Origin of the sequence: Caballeronia sp. BCC1704 (assembly GCF_902833455.1) — a bacterium.
In the GTDB taxonomy this organism is placed as follows: Bacteria; Pseudomonadota; Gammaproteobacteria; order Burkholderiales; family Burkholderiaceae; genus Caballeronia.
Window position 1 is genome coordinate 1,981,301 of record NZ_CADFFT010000001.1, and the last position, 15,438, is coordinate 1,996,738.

General features: G+C 64.6%; 14 protein-coding genes and 1 other RNA gene. 6 read left to right on the forward strand and 9 right to left on the reverse strand.

Annotated elements, in window-relative coordinates:
* Positions 1-8 precede the first annotated feature (8 nt).
* The 9 genes from HWX53_RS09250 to ffs form a co-directional block, all read right to left on the reverse strand.
* Positions 9-842: an ABC transporter permease gene (locus HWX53_RS09250; protein ID WP_175940451.1), complete on the reverse strand. Its 834-nt coding sequence runs from the start codon at positions 840-842 to the stop codon at positions 9-11.
* Between the two features lie 10 nt (positions 843-852).
* Positions 853-1,683 (reverse strand): ABC transporter ATP-binding protein, encoded by an 831-nt coding sequence (locus HWX53_RS09255; protein WP_175940452.1) that lies wholly within the window; start codon positions 1,681-1,683, stop codon positions 853-855.
* Between the two features lie 2 nt (positions 1,684-1,685).
* Positions 1,686-2,723, reverse strand: a complete 1,038-nt coding sequence (locus HWX53_RS09260; RefSeq protein ID WP_175940453.1) for an ABC transporter substrate-binding protein — start codon at positions 2,721-2,723, stop codon at positions 1,686-1,688.
* A 94-nt stretch (positions 2,724-2,817) separates the two neighbouring features.
* Complete coding sequence (locus tag HWX53_RS09265; protein WP_175940454.1) at positions 2,818-4,023, reverse strand: CaiB/BaiF CoA-transferase family protein; 1,206 nt, start codon at positions 4,021-4,023, stop codon at positions 2,818-2,820.
* Positions 4,024-4,054: 31 nt separating this feature from the next.
* The gene (locus tag HWX53_RS09270) at positions 4,055-4,279 is read right to left on the reverse strand and encodes a DUF1653 domain-containing protein (protein ID WP_175940455.1); all 225 of its coding nucleotides are present in this window, start codon (positions 4,277-4,279) and stop codon (positions 4,055-4,057) included.
* A 10-nt stretch (positions 4,280-4,289) separates the two neighbouring features.
* On the reverse strand, positions 4,290-4,886 hold the full coding sequence (recR, locus tag HWX53_RS09275) for a recombination mediator RecR (protein WP_175940456.1): 597 nt from the start codon (positions 4,884-4,886) through the stop codon (positions 4,290-4,292).
* A gap of 50 nt (positions 4,887-4,936) precedes the next feature.
* Positions 4,937-5,263 (reverse strand): YbaB/EbfC family nucleoid-associated protein, encoded by a 327-nt coding sequence (locus HWX53_RS09280; protein WP_159836360.1) that lies wholly within the window; start codon positions 5,261-5,263, stop codon positions 4,937-4,939.
* Between the two features lie 135 nt (positions 5,264-5,398).
* Positions 5,399-8,203 carry a DNA polymerase III subunit gamma/tau gene (dnaX, locus tag HWX53_RS09285; protein ID WP_175940457.1) on the reverse strand — a complete coding sequence of 935 codons (2,805 nt, stop codon included), beginning with the start codon at positions 8,201-8,203 and terminating at the stop codon, positions 5,399-5,401.
* 128 nt (positions 8,204-8,331) lie between these two features.
* Positions 8,332-8,430, reverse strand: an RNA gene (gene ffs / locus HWX53_RS09290) — signal recognition particle sRNA small type.
* Between the two features lie 332 nt (positions 8,431-8,762).
* Here ffs and trxA point away from each other — a divergent pair.
* The 6 genes from trxA to HWX53_RS09320 all read left to right on the forward strand — a co-directional run bounded on the left by trxA (position 8,763) and on the right by HWX53_RS09320 (position 15,415).
* Positions 8,763-9,089, forward strand: a complete 327-nt coding sequence (gene trxA, locus HWX53_RS09295; protein ID WP_008349330.1) for a thioredoxin TrxA — start codon at positions 8,763-8,765, stop codon at positions 9,087-9,089.
* 281 nt (positions 9,090-9,370) lie between these two features.
* Positions 9,371-10,636 (forward strand): transcription termination factor Rho, encoded by a 1,266-nt coding sequence (rho, locus tag HWX53_RS09300; protein ID WP_159836362.1) that lies wholly within the window; start codon positions 9,371-9,373, stop codon positions 10,634-10,636.
* Between the two features lie 153 nt (positions 10,637-10,789).
* Entirely contained in the window at positions 10,790-11,617 is an 828-nt protein-coding gene (locus HWX53_RS09305) for a M90 family metallopeptidase (RefSeq protein ID WP_175940458.1), read from the forward strand.
* A gap of 141 nt (positions 11,618-11,758) precedes the next feature.
* Positions 11,759-12,013 (forward strand): type B 50S ribosomal protein L31, encoded by a 255-nt coding sequence (locus HWX53_RS09310; protein WP_175940459.1) that lies wholly within the window; start codon positions 11,759-11,761, stop codon positions 12,011-12,013.
* Positions 12,014-12,246: 233 nt separating this feature from the next.
* On the forward strand, positions 12,247-14,010 hold the full coding sequence (locus tag HWX53_RS09315; protein ID WP_175940460.1) for a glycosyltransferase family 39 protein: 1,764 nt from the start codon (positions 12,247-12,249) through the stop codon (positions 14,008-14,010).
* A gap of 43 nt (positions 14,011-14,053) precedes the next feature.
* A complete protein-coding gene (locus HWX53_RS09320) occupies positions 14,054-15,415 on the forward strand; it encodes an MATE family efflux transporter (RefSeq protein ID WP_175940663.1) in 1,362 nt (453 codons plus the stop codon).
* Positions 15,416-15,438: the final 23 nt, after the last annotated feature.

Below are 15,438 nucleotides of genomic sequence, written 5' to 3' on the forward strand. Positions count from 1 at the left end.
CGGCTGTCTCAGAGCTTTTCTGTATCGCCGGTTTTCGGCTGCCATTTCATGAGCCGCCGCTCGACGAGCGCAACGAGCCCGTCGAGCACCAGCGCGAACGCGGTCAGCACGAGAATGCCGGCGAACACGGTGTTGATGTCGAACGTGCCTTCCGCCTGCAGAATCAGATAGCCGACGCCGCGCGCCGAGCCGAGATACTCGCCCACTACCGAGCCGACGAACGCGAGCCCGACCGACGTATGCAGGCTCGAAAACACCCAGCTCGTCGCGCTCGGCAGATACACATGACGCAGCAGTTGCTTGCGGTTCGCGCCGAGCATGCGCGCGTTTGCGAGCACGACCGGGCTCACTTCCTTCACGCCCTGATAAACGTTGAAGAACACGATAAAAAAAACGAGCGTCACGCCGAGCGCGACCTTCGACCAGATGCCGAGCCCGAACCAAACCGCGAAGATCGGCGCGAGAATCACGCGCGGCATCGAGTTGGCCGCCTTGATGTAGGGGTCGAGCAGCGCGCTCGTCGTGGGCGCGAGCGCGAGCCAGAGGCCGACCGCGAGCCCCGACACCGTGCCGATGACGAACGCGAGCACCGTCTCGATCAGAGTCACCCAAAGGTGGATATAAATCTCGCCGCCGCTAAACCACTCCCAGATGCGCAAGAGCACCTTCTGCGGCTCGCCGAAGAAGAACGCGGCCTTGTTGGCGTCGTCGAAATACAAAGGCGGCAAGAGCGTCGGGCTGGTGAGCACGTACCACACGACGAAGCACGCGACGAGCAGCAGCCACTGCCACAGCGCGAGATTGGCCCGATTTGAACGATTGGGGCGCAGCTTGTTCCACATGTTCGTATTCTTAATTTGCGACGGCGGGCTTCAATTGCTGCTGATAACCCTTGAGCACTTCCTCGCGCAGCACGCCCCAGATCTGCGCGTGCAATTCGACGAAGCGGGGATGCGAGCGAATCTCGGCGACATCGCGCGGACGCGGCAAGTCGATCGCGAACTCGCCGATAGGATGCGTGCCCGGCCCCGCCGACAGCACGACGACGCGATCGGACATGGAGATGGCTTCGTCCAGATCATGCGTGATGAAGAGCACCGCCTTGCGCTTCGCGGCCCAGAGTTCGAGCAGTTCGTTTTCCATCAACTGCCGCGTCTGGATGTCGAGCGCGGAGAACGGCTCGTCCATCAGGATGATGTCGGGATCGAGAATCAGCGTCTGCGCCATCGCGACGCGCTTGCGCATGCCGCCCGACAGTTGATGCGGATAGCGATCGCCGAAGCCTGACAGCCCCACGCGCTTCAGCCACGCCTCGCCGCGCGAGCGCGCTTCGTCCTTCGGCACGCCGTCGAACGCGAGGCCGGCGGTCACGTTGTCGAGCGCGGAGCGCCAGGGCATCAGCGCGTCGGCCTGAAACATGTAGCCGGCGCGGCGATTGATGCCCTTGAGCGGTTCGCCGAACACGCTCACCGTGCCCGACGACGGCTGCAGCAAGCCCGCCGAGATGTTGAGCAGCGTGGACTTGCCGCATCCCGTCGGGCCGACGACGGACACGAACTCGCCCGGCGCAATCGACAAAGTGGTATTGCGAACGGCGGTATAGCGGTCGCGGCGATTCTCACGCGACGCGAACGTGCAGGTGACGTCCTGCAATGCGAGCGCGGCTTCTACGGGTGTCGCCACGATCACGCCTTGACCGAGGCGAGCGCCTTCTTCACGAAGTCGTTCGTCCAGGTCTTTGACAAGTCGATCGGCTTGCCCTTCACGGTTTCGTCGAACGCCTGAAGCGTTTTCAGCGACGTCGCGGGGCCGTCTTCCGGCATAAGGCCATCGGGCGACATGGCTTCCTTCACGTGCTGCCACGAATCGAGATACAGCGCGCGGTCGCCGAGCAGATAGCCTTCCGGCACCGTCGCGATCAGTTCCTTGCCCGATGCCGATTGCAGCCACTTGAGCGCGCGCACCATTGCGTTGGTGAGCGCCTGCGTCGTGTTCGGATTCTTGCTGATGAAGCTCTGCGAGGCGTACAGACACCCCGCGGGCATGTTGCCGCCGAACACGGTGCGCGTATCCGCGAGCGTGCGTGTGTCCGAGACGATGCGAATTTCGCCCGCGCGGTCGAGCTTGGTCATCACGGGATCGAGGTTCGCCATCGCGTCGATCTGGCCGGACTCCAGCGCCGCGATTGCGCCCGCTCCCGCGCCGACGCCGATAAACGACACGTCCGTCGCCTTGAGACCGGCCTTCGCGAGCACGAAGCTCGCCATGATCGACGTCGACGAACCCGGCGCCGTGACGCCGATCTTCTTGCCCTTCAGGTCCGCGACGGACTTGTAGTTCGGCATCGCTTTCTTGGATACGGCGAGCACGATCTGCGGCGCGCGACCTTGCAGCACGAATTCGCGGAAATACTGGTTCTTCGCCTGGAGCAGCAACGTGTGCTCGAACGCGCCGGACACGACATCCGCGCTGCCGCCGACCGCCGCCTGCAACGCCTTCGCGCCGCCGGCGAAATCGGCGATCTCGATATCGAGTCCTTCGTCCTTGAAGTAGTTGCGGCGCTCCGCGATGGTGAGCGGCAGATAGTAGAAAAGGTTTTTGCCGCCGACGGCGATCGACACCTTCGTCTGTTCCGGCTTGCCTTGCGCGAACGCGAGCGGCATGCCCGTCACTGCGCTACCCGCGAGCACGGCGCCGCTCGCGATGAACGTCCTGCGTTTCATCGTTGTTGTCTCCTGTCCACCGGATGTCGCATGAAGCGCGCTCCGGTTGCTTGTCATTCTGGTCTGCGCTGCCGGCCCGGGTGACGCGATTCGCTCAGATCACCTTGGCCGCCCGCAGTCGCGCGATATCGTCAGGATGATACCCGAGCGTTGTAAGGACTTCATCGGTGTGTTCACCGAGTTGCGGCCCGAGCCAGCGCGTCTCGCCGGGCGTTTCGGAGAGCTTCGGCGTGACGTTCGGCAGCGTGATCTCGCGGCCGTCCTGCCAGGGGAAGCGTTGCAGCATTTGCCGCGCGATGTACTGCGGGTCCGTGAACATGTCGGCGACGCTGTAGATGCGCCCGGCCGGCACGTCCGCCGCATTCAGCACGGCGAGCGCCTCGTCGATGCTGCGCGTCGAAAGCCACGCGGCGATGGCGTCGTCGATTTCCTGCGTGCGCGGCACACGGCCGTCGTTCGAGGCGAGCGCCGGATCGTTCGCGAGATCCGCGCGGTCGATGGCGGTCATCAGCCGCTTGAAGATGGGATCGCTATTGCCGCCGATGACGATGCTGCCATCGCGGCACGGATACGTGTTCGACGGCACGATGCCCGGCAGCGACGCGCCCGTGCGCTCGCGCACGAGACCGTAGACGCCGTATTCCGGCACCACGCTTTCCATCATGTTGAAGACGGCTTCGTAGAGCGCGACATCGACCACCTGCCCTTTGCCGCCGTTCACCTGCCGATGATGCAGCGCCATCAGCGCGCCGATCACGCCGTGCAGCGCGGCAATCGAATCGCCGATGGAAATGCCGATGCGCGGCGGCGGCAAGTCCGGGTAGCCGGTGATGTGCCGCAGGCCGCCCATCGATTCGGCAATCGCGCCGAAGCCCGGACGGTCACGATACGGCCCGGTCTGGCCGTAGCCGGAAAGCCGCACCATCACGAGGCCGGGGTTCTCGGCAGAGAGCGTTTCATAGCCGAGACTGAGCTTTTCGAGCAAGCCGGGCCGGAAGTTCTCGATGACGATGTCCGCTTCCTTCGCGAGCCGCCGCACGATTTCCTTGCCCTCTTCGGCCTTCAGGTTCACGGTCACGGACTTCTTGTTGCGCGCCTGCACCGCCCACCAGAGCGACGTCCCGCCGACTTCCGGATAGAGCTTGCGCCACTTGCGCAGCGGATCGCCGCCGTTCGGGTCTTCTATCTTGATCACGTCCGCGCCGAACTCGCCCATGAAGCGGGCCGCGAACGGCCCCGCGATGAGCGTGCCCAATTCGAGCACCTTGACGCCGGCGAGCGGCCCCGCGGTTGCGCTCATGTTTTCGTCTCCTTTGTTTTTGTACGGGCTTTCAGAGCGGCAGATCCAGCGGCTTGAAGCGCGGCGTGCCGTCGGCGAGCGTCTCGTTGAACATCGCGGCGGGCCGCACCCACAAGCCACGCTCGTGCGGCCACAGGTGTTCGTAGACGATCATCGCCTCTTCCGTTTCGGAGTGACGCGCCACGCCGATCACGCGATACAGCCCGCCCTTGTAATGCCGATGCGTGGCGAGCGCGAGAGCTTCGCTTTCTGTCATGAAGTCTTCCTTATACGGAGCGCCGGTCGAGCATCGCGCGCGCGATGGTGCCTGCATCGACATATTCGAGCTCGCCGCCCACCGGCACGCCGCGCGCGAGCCGCGTGACCTTCAGCCCTTTCGACTTGAGCGTCTGCGCGAGGTAATGCGCGGTGGCTTCGCCTTCGTTGGTGAAGTTCGTCGCGAGCACGACCTCTTGCACGACGCCATCCAGCGCGCGGTTGATCAGGCGCTCGAAGTGAATCTCCTTCGGCCCGATGCCGTCGAGCGGACTCAACCTGCCCATCAGCACGAAATACAGCCCGCGATACGTGAGCGTCTGTTCGAGCATGATCTGGTCGGCGGGCGTCTCGACGACGCACAGCAGAGCCGGATCGCGCTCCGGATCGAGACAGACTTCGCAGACCGGCGCCTCGGTGAAGGTGTTGCACTTCTCGCAGTGACGCAGGTGCTCGGTCGCGAACAGCAGCGAATTGCCGAGCTTCTCGGCGCCTGCGCGGTCATGCTGCATCAGGTGATACGCCATGCGCTGCGCGGATTTCGGGCCGACGCCCGGCAGCGCGCGCAGCGCCTCGACGAGCGCCGAGAGGGCGGAAGGTTGTTTCATGTGTCCTTCGTTGGCATCGAAACGCGCCGAATACGCTTCGGCGCGCGCGATCAGAACGGCAGCTTGAAGCCCGGCGGCATCGGCATGCCGGCGGTCATGCCGCTCATCTTTTCTTGCGTGGTGGCTTCGGCCTTGCGCACGGCGTCGTTGAACGCGGCGGCGACGAGGTCTTCGAGCATGTCCTTGTCGTCCGCGAGCAGGCTCGGGTCGATCTGCACGCGCTTCACGTCGTTCTTGCAGGTCATCGTCACTTTCACGAGACCGGCGCCCGACTGGCCCTCGACCTCGATCAGCGCGAGCTGATCCTGCATCTTCTTCATGTTTTCCTGCATCTGCTGAGCTTGCTTCATCAGCCCGGCGAGTTGGTTCTTCATCATGGTGCGGCTCCTTCCTGAAAAGCGGATATGCGGATGGCGGCGAGCGCGCCGCGACGTGCGGCGGCGCGCTTCGGGATTCAAGCCGCACATGCGGCGAATGTGCGGCGTGTCTTGCTGCTTACTGTACCGTGCCCGTCAGGCGGATGCGCCCGGCGTATGTCCGCCCGATGCGGCCAGCGGTCTGATCGAGCCTTGCACGATGCTCGCGCCGAAATCGCGGATGAGCGACTGCACGAACGGATCGCGCTGGATTTCCTGCTCGGCCTCCTGCTGCTTCTTCGCGCGTTCGGCTGCGTCGAGCGCGGCGGCCGTGCGGCGCGCGGGACCGACGCTCACATTGACTTCGACGGCGCGGCCGAGCTTCTCCGCGAGCGCGCTCTTGAGCTTCGCGACGTGGCCCGCGTCCTTGTACATCGGCACGGCGACGGTGAGCGTGACCGAATTGGCGTCGCAAGCGGTCAGTTCGCTGTTGAACGCGAGCTGATACGCGACGCCTTTGAGCGGCAGATCGACAGCGAGCGCGGGCCATTCCATGTCGACGCCGAGCGCATCGAGCGGCACGGCGGGCGGCAACGGCGCGGTGTCGGCCTTCGGGACTGGCTTCGGCGCGGGTTCGCTGCCAAAGCGCATGTCGTCGGGGCCGTTGTCGAACGCGGGAATATAACCGTCGTCGGGCGGCATGAAATACGCATCTTCCGACGATGCCGGCGCGTAGTCGTCCGGCGGCATATCCTCCCACGGCGGGATGACTTTCGCGGCGGGTTTGGCTTGCGGCTCGGACGTGGCTACCGGTGCCGACGCCGGTGTCGACGCGGATGCCGCTTGAACCGCCGGACGGCGCGGCTCCGGAACTTGGACTTTCACAGTGGGCTTGGCAACGGGCTTGGGCACAGCGGCCGGCGCGGTCGCCTGCACCGCCGATCCGCGCCCCGGACGATCCGACGACAGCCGCATGCCTGCGCTGCGCAGCACCTCGAGCGCGGCGCTAGCTCCGCTTCCGGCGCGGGAATTTGCGGGAGATTCCACGGATGCAGCAGCGTCCACCGTCTGTCGCGCGGCCGCGGTAAGCGGCGCGGGCGCGGCTGGCGGCTCGTTGGCGGCTTTGTCTTCCGGCCGCGTTGCCGACGTCAGCGACGCGGCTAGTGGCGCATTGCCCACATCGGTAGCTTCGCCTTCTGGCTCACTCCCGGAAGCGCGCGACGCTGCTGGTGGCGCATCGCCCACATCGGTGGCTTTGTCTTCCGGCCGAATCGCGGAGACGCGCGACGCGGCTGGCAGTGCGCTGTCTCTCTCGCCGGGCTTGTCTTCCAAGCGAGTGGCGGACACGGTCGACGCTGCTGGTGCCGCATCGCCCGCATCGGCAGCTTTGTTTTCCAGCCGATTCGCAAAGACGCGCGACGCGGCTGGCAGTGCTCTCTCTCTCTCGCCGGCTTTGGCTTCCGAGCGAGTCGCCGACACGGTCGATGCTGCTGGTGGCGCATCGCCCACATCGGCAGCTTCGTCTTTCGGCCGAATCGCAGACACGAGCGACGCGGCTGCCGGAGCGTTGCCGACATCGGCGGCTTTGTCTTCCGGGCGAGTCGCGGCAACGCGCGACGCACCCGCGCGTTCGACGTTCGTCGCGGACGCCTCGTCACTAGAAGTCGACGCGTGCGCCGGAGAAACACCGCTCCGATCACGGCCCTGCGCGTGCGGCTCGTCCGTCGCCGCAGATGCCCCGCTCGCCGCTTTCGCGGCAACCGGCGCGGGCGCCACCGCGCGTTCGGCCATCGCGCCGGCGAGCGCCGCGCTGCGCTGCGGCTTCGTCGCTTGCGGCGCGTTCACCGCGAGGCCGCCGCCACCACCGCCCGGCCCGCCCGCGGGCTCGAACGCCAGCATGCGCAGCAGCGTCATGGTGAAGCCCGCGTATTCGTCCGGCGCGAGGCCCAACTCGCTTCGGCCTACCGTCGCGATCTGATAGAACAACTGCACCTGCTCAGCGGACAGCGCGTCCGCGAAGCGGCGGATATCTTCGGCTTCGGGCCACTCGTCCAACACCGACGACGGCGCGAACTGCGCCCACGCGATTCTGTGGAGCAGGCTCGCCAGATCCTGCAGCGCGGTCGAAAACGACAGGCTGCGCAGCGCCATTTCGTCCGCGATGGCGAGCACCCCCGCGCCGTCGCCGGCGGCGAGCGCGTCGATCAGACGGATCAGATAGCTTTGATCGAGCGCGCCGAGCATGCCGCGCACGGCTTCCTCGGTCACCTGATTCGCCGAATAGGCGATAGCCTGATCGGTCAGCGAAAGCGCGTCGCGCATGCTGCCGTCCGCCGCGCGCGACAATAGCCGCAGCGCCTGCGGCTCGAACGCGATGTGCTCTTCGCCGAGAATGTGCTCGAGATGCGAGACGATATGCCCCGCCGGCATCTGTTTCAGGTTGAACTGAAGGCAGCGCGAGAGCACCGTCACCGGAATCTTCTGCGGATCGGTGGTGGCAAGAATGAACTTGACGTGCGGCGGCGGCTCTTCCAGCGTCTTCAGCATGGCGTTGAACGCGTGGTTGGTGAGCATGTGCACTTCGTCGATCATATAGACCTTGAAGCGCGCATCGACCGGCGCATACACCGCGCGCTCCAGAAGCGCGGCCATTTCATCGACGCCGCGATTGCTCGCCGCATCCATCTCCACATAGTCGACAAAGCGGCCTTCGTCGATTTCCCGGCACGCGCGGCACACGCCGCACGGCTTCGAGCTCACGCCGGTCTCGCAATTGAGCGCCTTCGCGAAGATGCGCGAAAGCGTCGTCTTGCCGACGCCGCGCGTGCCCGTGAACAGATAAGCGTGATGCAGACGGCCGCCGTCGAGCGCGTGCGTGAGCGCGCGAACGACATGCTCCTGGCCGACGAGCGACTCGAACGATTTCGGCCGCCATTTGCGTGCGAGAACTTGATAGGTCATGCGCGAAATTGTATCAGCAACGACTTGCGGCAAACGCGCGAGAGCGGGACGCGGCAAGCGTCCAGCGAGGCTGTCGCCGCACTGGAAAAACCGGGAAATCTGGGGAGAAGACAAGAAGAAAAGCGGAAGGTGACGAGCCCGACCCTCGGCACTGGTGGAAAGCGGCTGTGGCTGCTTCGTTCCCGACCTGACCAGGTTGACCGCGCCACCATGCGAGGAGGCCCGTCACGACGAATTGTATCACGCACCGCGCGCCGCCCGGAAGGCTCGCCGCGAACCTCGCTGCAAAGCGCGACCGTGCTCTTGTGCTTCGTGCTTTCGCCCTCAGATCGTCGCTATCGGGCACGGGCAACGGATAGCAAAGTAGGCTAAGATGGCATGTGACTTACCTGTGACCGTGCGTGCTCGAGCTCGAATCGGCGGGCGCGGTGGCGGGACATTCGTTCGCTCATGAGCTGTCGATTCAGCGGCAAAATGAGCGGCGAAATCCTTTTCCAGTTTTCGTGTATCGTGGCGAGCATTCCAACGCGGGCCTCGAATCAATAGAGGTATTCAGACAATGAGCGAATCAATCAAGCACATCAGCGACGCTTCTTTCGAACAGGACGTCGTCAAGTCGGATAAACCTGTCCTGCTCGACTTCTGGGCCGAGTGGTGCGGTCCGTGCAAGATGATTGCCCCGATCCTCGACGAAGTCGCGAAGGATTACGGCGATCGCCTGCAGATTGCGAAGATCAATGTGGACGAGCACCAGTCGACGCCGGTCAAGTTCGGCGTGCGCGGCATTCCCACGCTGATCCTGTTCAAGAACGGCGCGGTCGCCGCGCAAAAGGTCGGCGCCTTGTCGAAGTCGCAACTGACCGCATTTCTCGACAGCAACCTGTAACTGCACCACAGGCGGGCGTCGGCTTTCATCGACGCCCGCTCTGCGCGGTTTTGCGCGATTCCGCGCGATTCGAATGAAAAGCGCGAGAGCCGATGTTGTCGCACGACAACATCGGCCGAAAAGCCCCGTCCCCGGCCTATCCGAGGCTTGCGCGGCGTGTGCTATGCTAGAATCACAAGACTTCAAGAAGTATTAACTAGCAGTATTAAGTCTAGAGCGGTTCCGCTCACCTCTTCCCCAAATCTTTCTGTCGCACCTCTTCTCCCCGGCGGGAAATCCGTATGCATTTATCCGAGCTCAAGTCTCAGCACGTGTCTGCACTGATCGAGATGGCCAATGGCCTGGAGATCGAAAACGCGAACCGCCTGCGCAAGCAGGAATTGATGTTCGCGATTCTTAAAAAGCGCGCCAAGGCTGGCGACACGATTTTCGGCGACGGCACGCTCGAAGTGCTGCCCGACGGCTTCGGGTTTCTGCGCTCGCCCGAGACTTCGTATCTCGCGAGTACGGACGATATCTATATCAGCCCGTCGCAGATCCGCCGTTTCAACCTGCATACCGGCGACACCATCGAAGGCGAAGTCCGTACGCCGAAAGACGGCGAGCGCTATTTCGCGCTGGTGAAGGTCGACAAAGTCAACGGGCAGCCGCCCGAGGCCTCGAAACACAAGATCATGTTCGAGAACCTCACGCCGCTGCATCCGAATAAGCCGCTGCCGCTCGAACGCGAAATGCGCGGCGAAGAGAACGTGACCGGCCGCATCATCGACATGATCGCGCCGATCGGCAAGGGCCAACGCGGCCTGCTCGTCGCGTCGCCGAAGTCGGGCAAGACCGTGATGCTTCAGCACATCGCGCATGCGGTGAAGGCCAATCATCCGGATGTCGTCCTGTTCGTGCTCCTGATCGACGAGCGTCCCGAAGAAGTCACCGAAATGCAGCGCTCGGTCGCGGGCGAAGTGATCGCCTCGACCTTCGACGAACCCGCCGCGCGTCACGTGCAGGTGGCCGAGATGGTCATCGAGAAGGCGAAGCGCCTCGTCGAAATGAAGCATGACGTCGTGATTCTGCTCGACTCCATCACGCGTCTCGCGCGCGCCTACAACACGGTCGTGCCGGCATCGGGCAAGGTGCTGACGGGCGGTGTCGATGCCAACGCGCTGCAGCGTCCGAAGCGTTTCTTCGGCGCGGCGCGCAATATCGAAGAAGGCGGGTCGCTCACCATCATTGGCACGGCGCTGATCGAAACCGGCAGCCGCATGGACGACGTGATCTACGAAGAGTTCAAGGGCACCGGCAACATGGAAGTGCACCTCGAGCGCCGTCTCGCGGAAAAGCGCGTGTATCCGTCGATCAACCTGAACAAGTCGGGCACGCGCCGCGAAGAACTGCTCATCAAGCCGGATCTGCTGCAAAAGGTCTGGGTGCTGCGCAAGTTCATTCACGACATGGACGAAGTCGAAGCCATGGAATTTCTGCTCGACAAGATCCGTCAGACGAAGAGCAACTCCGAGTTCTTCGACCTGATGCGTCGCGGCGGGGGTTGATTCTCCGTCCTGTTTCGCGCTTTCAAGGAACCGCCTGCATCGTCAGGCGGTTTTTTTCATTGGCGCGTGGGCGCCCGGTCACGATGCCGTCGGGCTCGCATCCGTACAATCCCGTCTGTTCCTGCGCGATCCCGTGCACCACTCGACCGACCGATGCCCAACCTCTTCACCCGCTGGTTCGGCGCGCAACGCCGCGAGCGCGCGCTGCGCAAGTACGCCATCGACGACGCCCTCTGGCAGCGCACGCTCGACGCCTTCCCGTTTTTCGGCCACTTGAGCGCGCCCGACCGCGACCGCCTGCGCGAGCTGACGAGCCTGTTCATCGCGCAGAAGTCGTTTTCCACCGCGCACGAACTGGAACTGACCGACGACATGATCGTCGCGATCGCCGCGCAGGCGTGCCTGCCGGTGCTCAACCTGAGCCTCGATCTGTACGACGGCTGGGTCGGCGTGATCGTCTATCCGGGCGAGTTCGTGATCAAGAAGACCGTGGAGGACGAAGCGGGCGTGGTGCATGAGATCGAGCACGACGCGAGCGGCGAGGCGTGGGAAGGCGGCCCGGTCGTGCTGTCGTGGGAGGACGCGCAGATGGCGGACGGCTCGGACGCGTACAACGTCGTGATTCACGAGTTCGCGCACAAGATCGACATGGTGAACGGCGAGGCTAACGGGCATCCGCCGCTCTTTCGACGCTGGCACGCGCCGCTCGACCATGCCGCGTGGTCCGACGTGTTCGACAACGCCTACGACCAGTTCTGCGCGCGCGTGGACGCGGTGCCGAAGCGCCGCTGGGCGCGCTTCGAGCGCGAATCGCTGATCGATCCGTATGCGGCGGACCATCCGTCGGAATTCTTCGCGGTATGCAGCGAGGCGCTCTTCGTCACGCCGCAGGCTTTCGAGGCCGAGTATCCCGAGTTGTATCGGCTGCTCGCGCGTTATTACCGTCAAGACCCGGCGAACGTGGGCGCGCTGGCCGGTTGAGTGCCGCGAACGTCTCGGAAAAAGTAACAACCGACTGATTTTCTGGCATAATCTTCGTTTTTCGACCCCCAGGCAAGTGACTCGCTAAAGCCACCGTGAACGGTGCAGCGGGTTGGCTACCGCCAGATACCAGGAAAGATCATGAAAGAAGGCATTCACCCGGATTACCGCGAAGTCCTGTTCGTCGACATGTCGAACGACTTCAAGTTCGTGACCCGCTCGACCATCCAGACGCGCGAAACCGCCGAGTACAACGGCAAGACGTACCCGCTCGCGAAGATCGAAGTGTCGTCGGAATCGCACCCGTTCTACACCGGCCAGCAGAAGATCATGGACACGGCCGGCCGCGTCGAGAAGTTCAACAACAAGTTCGCGCGCTTCTCCACCAAGAAGTAAGTCGGACTTCAGGGTTCAGCAAAAAGGGCAGCTTTGGCTGCCCTTTTTTGTCCCTGCGTCTTCTGTCGCTGCATCTGTCGTCGCACCTTCGGCGGGCGTTGTTGCGCGCGGTTACATGCCGACGAGGCAAGACGCTACAGAAGCCGCTGCCCGACTACAATGCCGGATGCTCCGGCCCCGCCGCGCTTTTTTGCGCACGTCCGGCGGCCCGTCTCTCCATCAAGCCTTCTCGCATGCGATCTGTCGTTCGTCTGACCGCCTCCGCCACCAGCGCCCTGCCGCGCTGGCTCCTGCTCGCCATCTGCATCACGTATGCGTCGTTCGGCCTCTTCGGCCGCGATCCCTGGAAGAACGAAGACGCAGCGGGCTTCGGCGTGATGTGGACGATGGCCAACGGCGACGCCCGCGACTGGCTCCTGCCGAATCTGCTCGGCAAGGCGCCGACCGCCGACGGACCGCTGATGTACTGGCTCGGCGCGACGTTCATTCGCCTCCTGAGCCCGTGGGTCGATGCGAGCAACGCGTCGCGCGTCGTGACGGGCCTGCTCTTCTGTCTCGCGTGCGCGTTCGTCTGGTACTCGACGTATCTGCTCGGCCGCCGCGAAGAAGCGCAGCCCTTCAAGTACGCGTTCGGCGGCGAGCCGGAACCGCGCGACTATGGCCGCACCCTCGCCGACGGCGCGCTCCTGATTTTGCTCGCGTGCTTCGGCCTCGCCGAGCGCGGCCACGAAACCACGCCGCAGCTCGCGCAGTTCGCCGGCACGGCCATGCTCATCTACGGCCTCGTGCGCAGCCTCGACAAGCCGGTACACGGCGCGCTGGTGTGGGGTGCGGCGATCGGCGTCGTCGGGCTGTCGAGCTCGCCGGTGCTCGTCTTCGCGCTGCTGCTCTGCACGCTCGCCATGACGATCATCGTGCGTCAGGTGCGCGCCGCGCCCTTGCTGATCTACGGCCTGCCGGTCGCCGTCGTGCTGATCGCCGCATGGGTGTGGCCGACGCTGCACTTCTTTCCCGACGACGGCGAGTGGTGGCTGCGCCAATGGTGGCGCACGAGCTTCTATACGTTTTCCGGGCCGCCGTCGATCGTCTTCGGCTACGCGATGAAGAACCTGCCGCTCTTCGCGTGGCCCGCGTGGCCGCTCGCGATCTGGGCGTTCGTGAGCTGGGGCGGCATGCGCCGCTCGCCGCACGTGGCGGTGCCGTTGTCGATCATCGGGCCGCTGCTGGTGCTCGTCGTGTTGCAGGCGCACGAGACCAACCGCCTCTTCCTGCTGCTTTTGCCGCCGCTTTCCGTGCTCGCGACGTTCGCGCTGCCGACGCTCAAGCGCGGCGCGATCAACGCGATCGACTGGTTCGCAATGCTCAGCTTCACGATCATCGGCTCGCTGGTGTGGCTCGTGTGGACGGCGGGCATGATCGGCTTCCCGGCGCCGATGGCGCGCAACCTCGCGCGTCTCGTGCCGGGCTTTCATCCCGAGTTCAAGCTCATTTCCTTCGTGTGCGCGGTGGCGGTGACGGTCTGCTGGTTCCTGCTCGCTCGCTGGCGGCTTGCGCGGCATCCGAAGGTGCTGTGGCGCAGCGTCGTGTTGTCGAGCGCGGGCACCACGCTGATGTGGGTGCTGCTCATGACGCTTTGGCTGCCTGTCGTCAACTACAGCCGCACGTATCGCGACGTCGCGGAGCAGATCGCCGATCATCTTCCGCCTGACTACACCTGCATTTCGCCCGTGCGTCTCGGCGATGCGCAGATCGCGACCTTCGCCTATTTCGGCGGCATGCATTTCGCGTTCGACGAAGATTGCGATGTGATCCTCCGACAGGACCGCGCCGATTACGGCGATCCGCCGTCCATCTCGACGTTCCAGTGGAAGCTCGTGTGGGAAGGCCGCCGCGCCGCCGACCGCGACGAACGCTTCCGCCTCTACGTGCGCATCCAGCGCCCCGCGCCGCCTGCGAAGAAACCGTTGCGCCCGCGAACCCTGCGCCGGACACAGTAAGGCCATGCTCCCGAAGCTCCCGATCCCGAACGGCCAGGCCGGCATGTGGCGCGATGTACGCACCATCGCGGCGCTCGCGTGGCCGGTGCTGATCGGCCAGCTCGCGGTGATCGCGTTCGGCGTGATCGACACCGCGATGGTCGGCCGCTTCTCCGCCACCGACCTCGCCGCGCTCGGCCTCGGCTCGTCGGTTTATATCTCCATCTACATCGGCCTGACGGGCATTCTCGTCGCGCTTCAGCCGATTGCCGGACAGCTTTTCGGCGCGGGACGCGAGAGCGAGATCGGCGAGGAGACGCGTCAGGCGCTATGGCTCGCGGTGGCGCTGACGGTGATCGGCTTCGTGCTGCTGTTCTTCCCCGAGCCGCTTCTGAGTCTCGCGAAGGCGCCGCCCGCGCTACACGAACGCACGGTGCAGTATCTGCGCATCTTGTCGTTCGGCTTGCCCGCGAGCCTCGCGTTTCGCGTCTACAGTTCACTGACCAACGCGGTCGGCAAGCCCCGGCTCGTGATGTTTCTGCAAGTCGGCGGCCTGATTCTCAAGTTTCCGCTCAATACGTGGTTCATCTTCGGCGGCGCGGGCGTGCCGGCGCTCGGGGGCCCCGGCTGCGCGCTCGCGAGCACGCTCATCAACTGGGTGCTGGCGGCGGTCGGCATGACGGTGCTCGTCAAGTTCGAGTTCTTCCGCCCGTTCGGCATCTTCTCGCGCTTTTCGTGGCCCGCATTCAGGCGGCAAGTCGCGCTCTTGCGGCTCGGCATTCCGATGGGGCTTTCCTATCTGATCGAAGTGACGTCGTACACGTTCATGGCGCTCTTCATCTCGCGATTCGGCACGACGACGCTCGCGGGCCATCAGATCGCGGGCAACCTCGGCGCGGTGCTCTACATGACGCCGCTTGCCATCGGCATTGCCTCGTCCACGCTGGTATCGCAGGCGCTCGGCGCGCGGCGCTTCGACGACGCCGCGTCGATCTCGCGGCACGGCATCGGCATGGCGTGCGTGCTGGCGTGCGTGTACGGCGTGATCCTGCTCGCCGCGCGGCCGCACATCATCGCGGCCTATACGCCCGATGCGAACGTCATCGCGGCTGCGATGCCGCTAGTCTTCATCATCGTCTTCTATCACCTCTGCGACGCGTTGCAGATCACCACCGCCTTCATTCTGCGCGCGTACAAGGTCACGCTCGTGCCTACCGTGATTTATGCAATCGCGCTGTGGGGCATCGGGCTCGGCGGCGGTTATCTGCTGGGCTTCGATGTCGGCGGCGCGGTGCCCGCGTGGCTGCAAGGCGCGCGCGGATTCTGGATCGCCAATTCGCTGAGCCTCGGCGTGGCGGGCGTCGGACTGTTCCTCTACTGGCGGCGCGTGAGCGTGCGGCATCTCGATACGGTGGACGCGGACTGAGCGAGCGCGTGTCATCAAAAGCG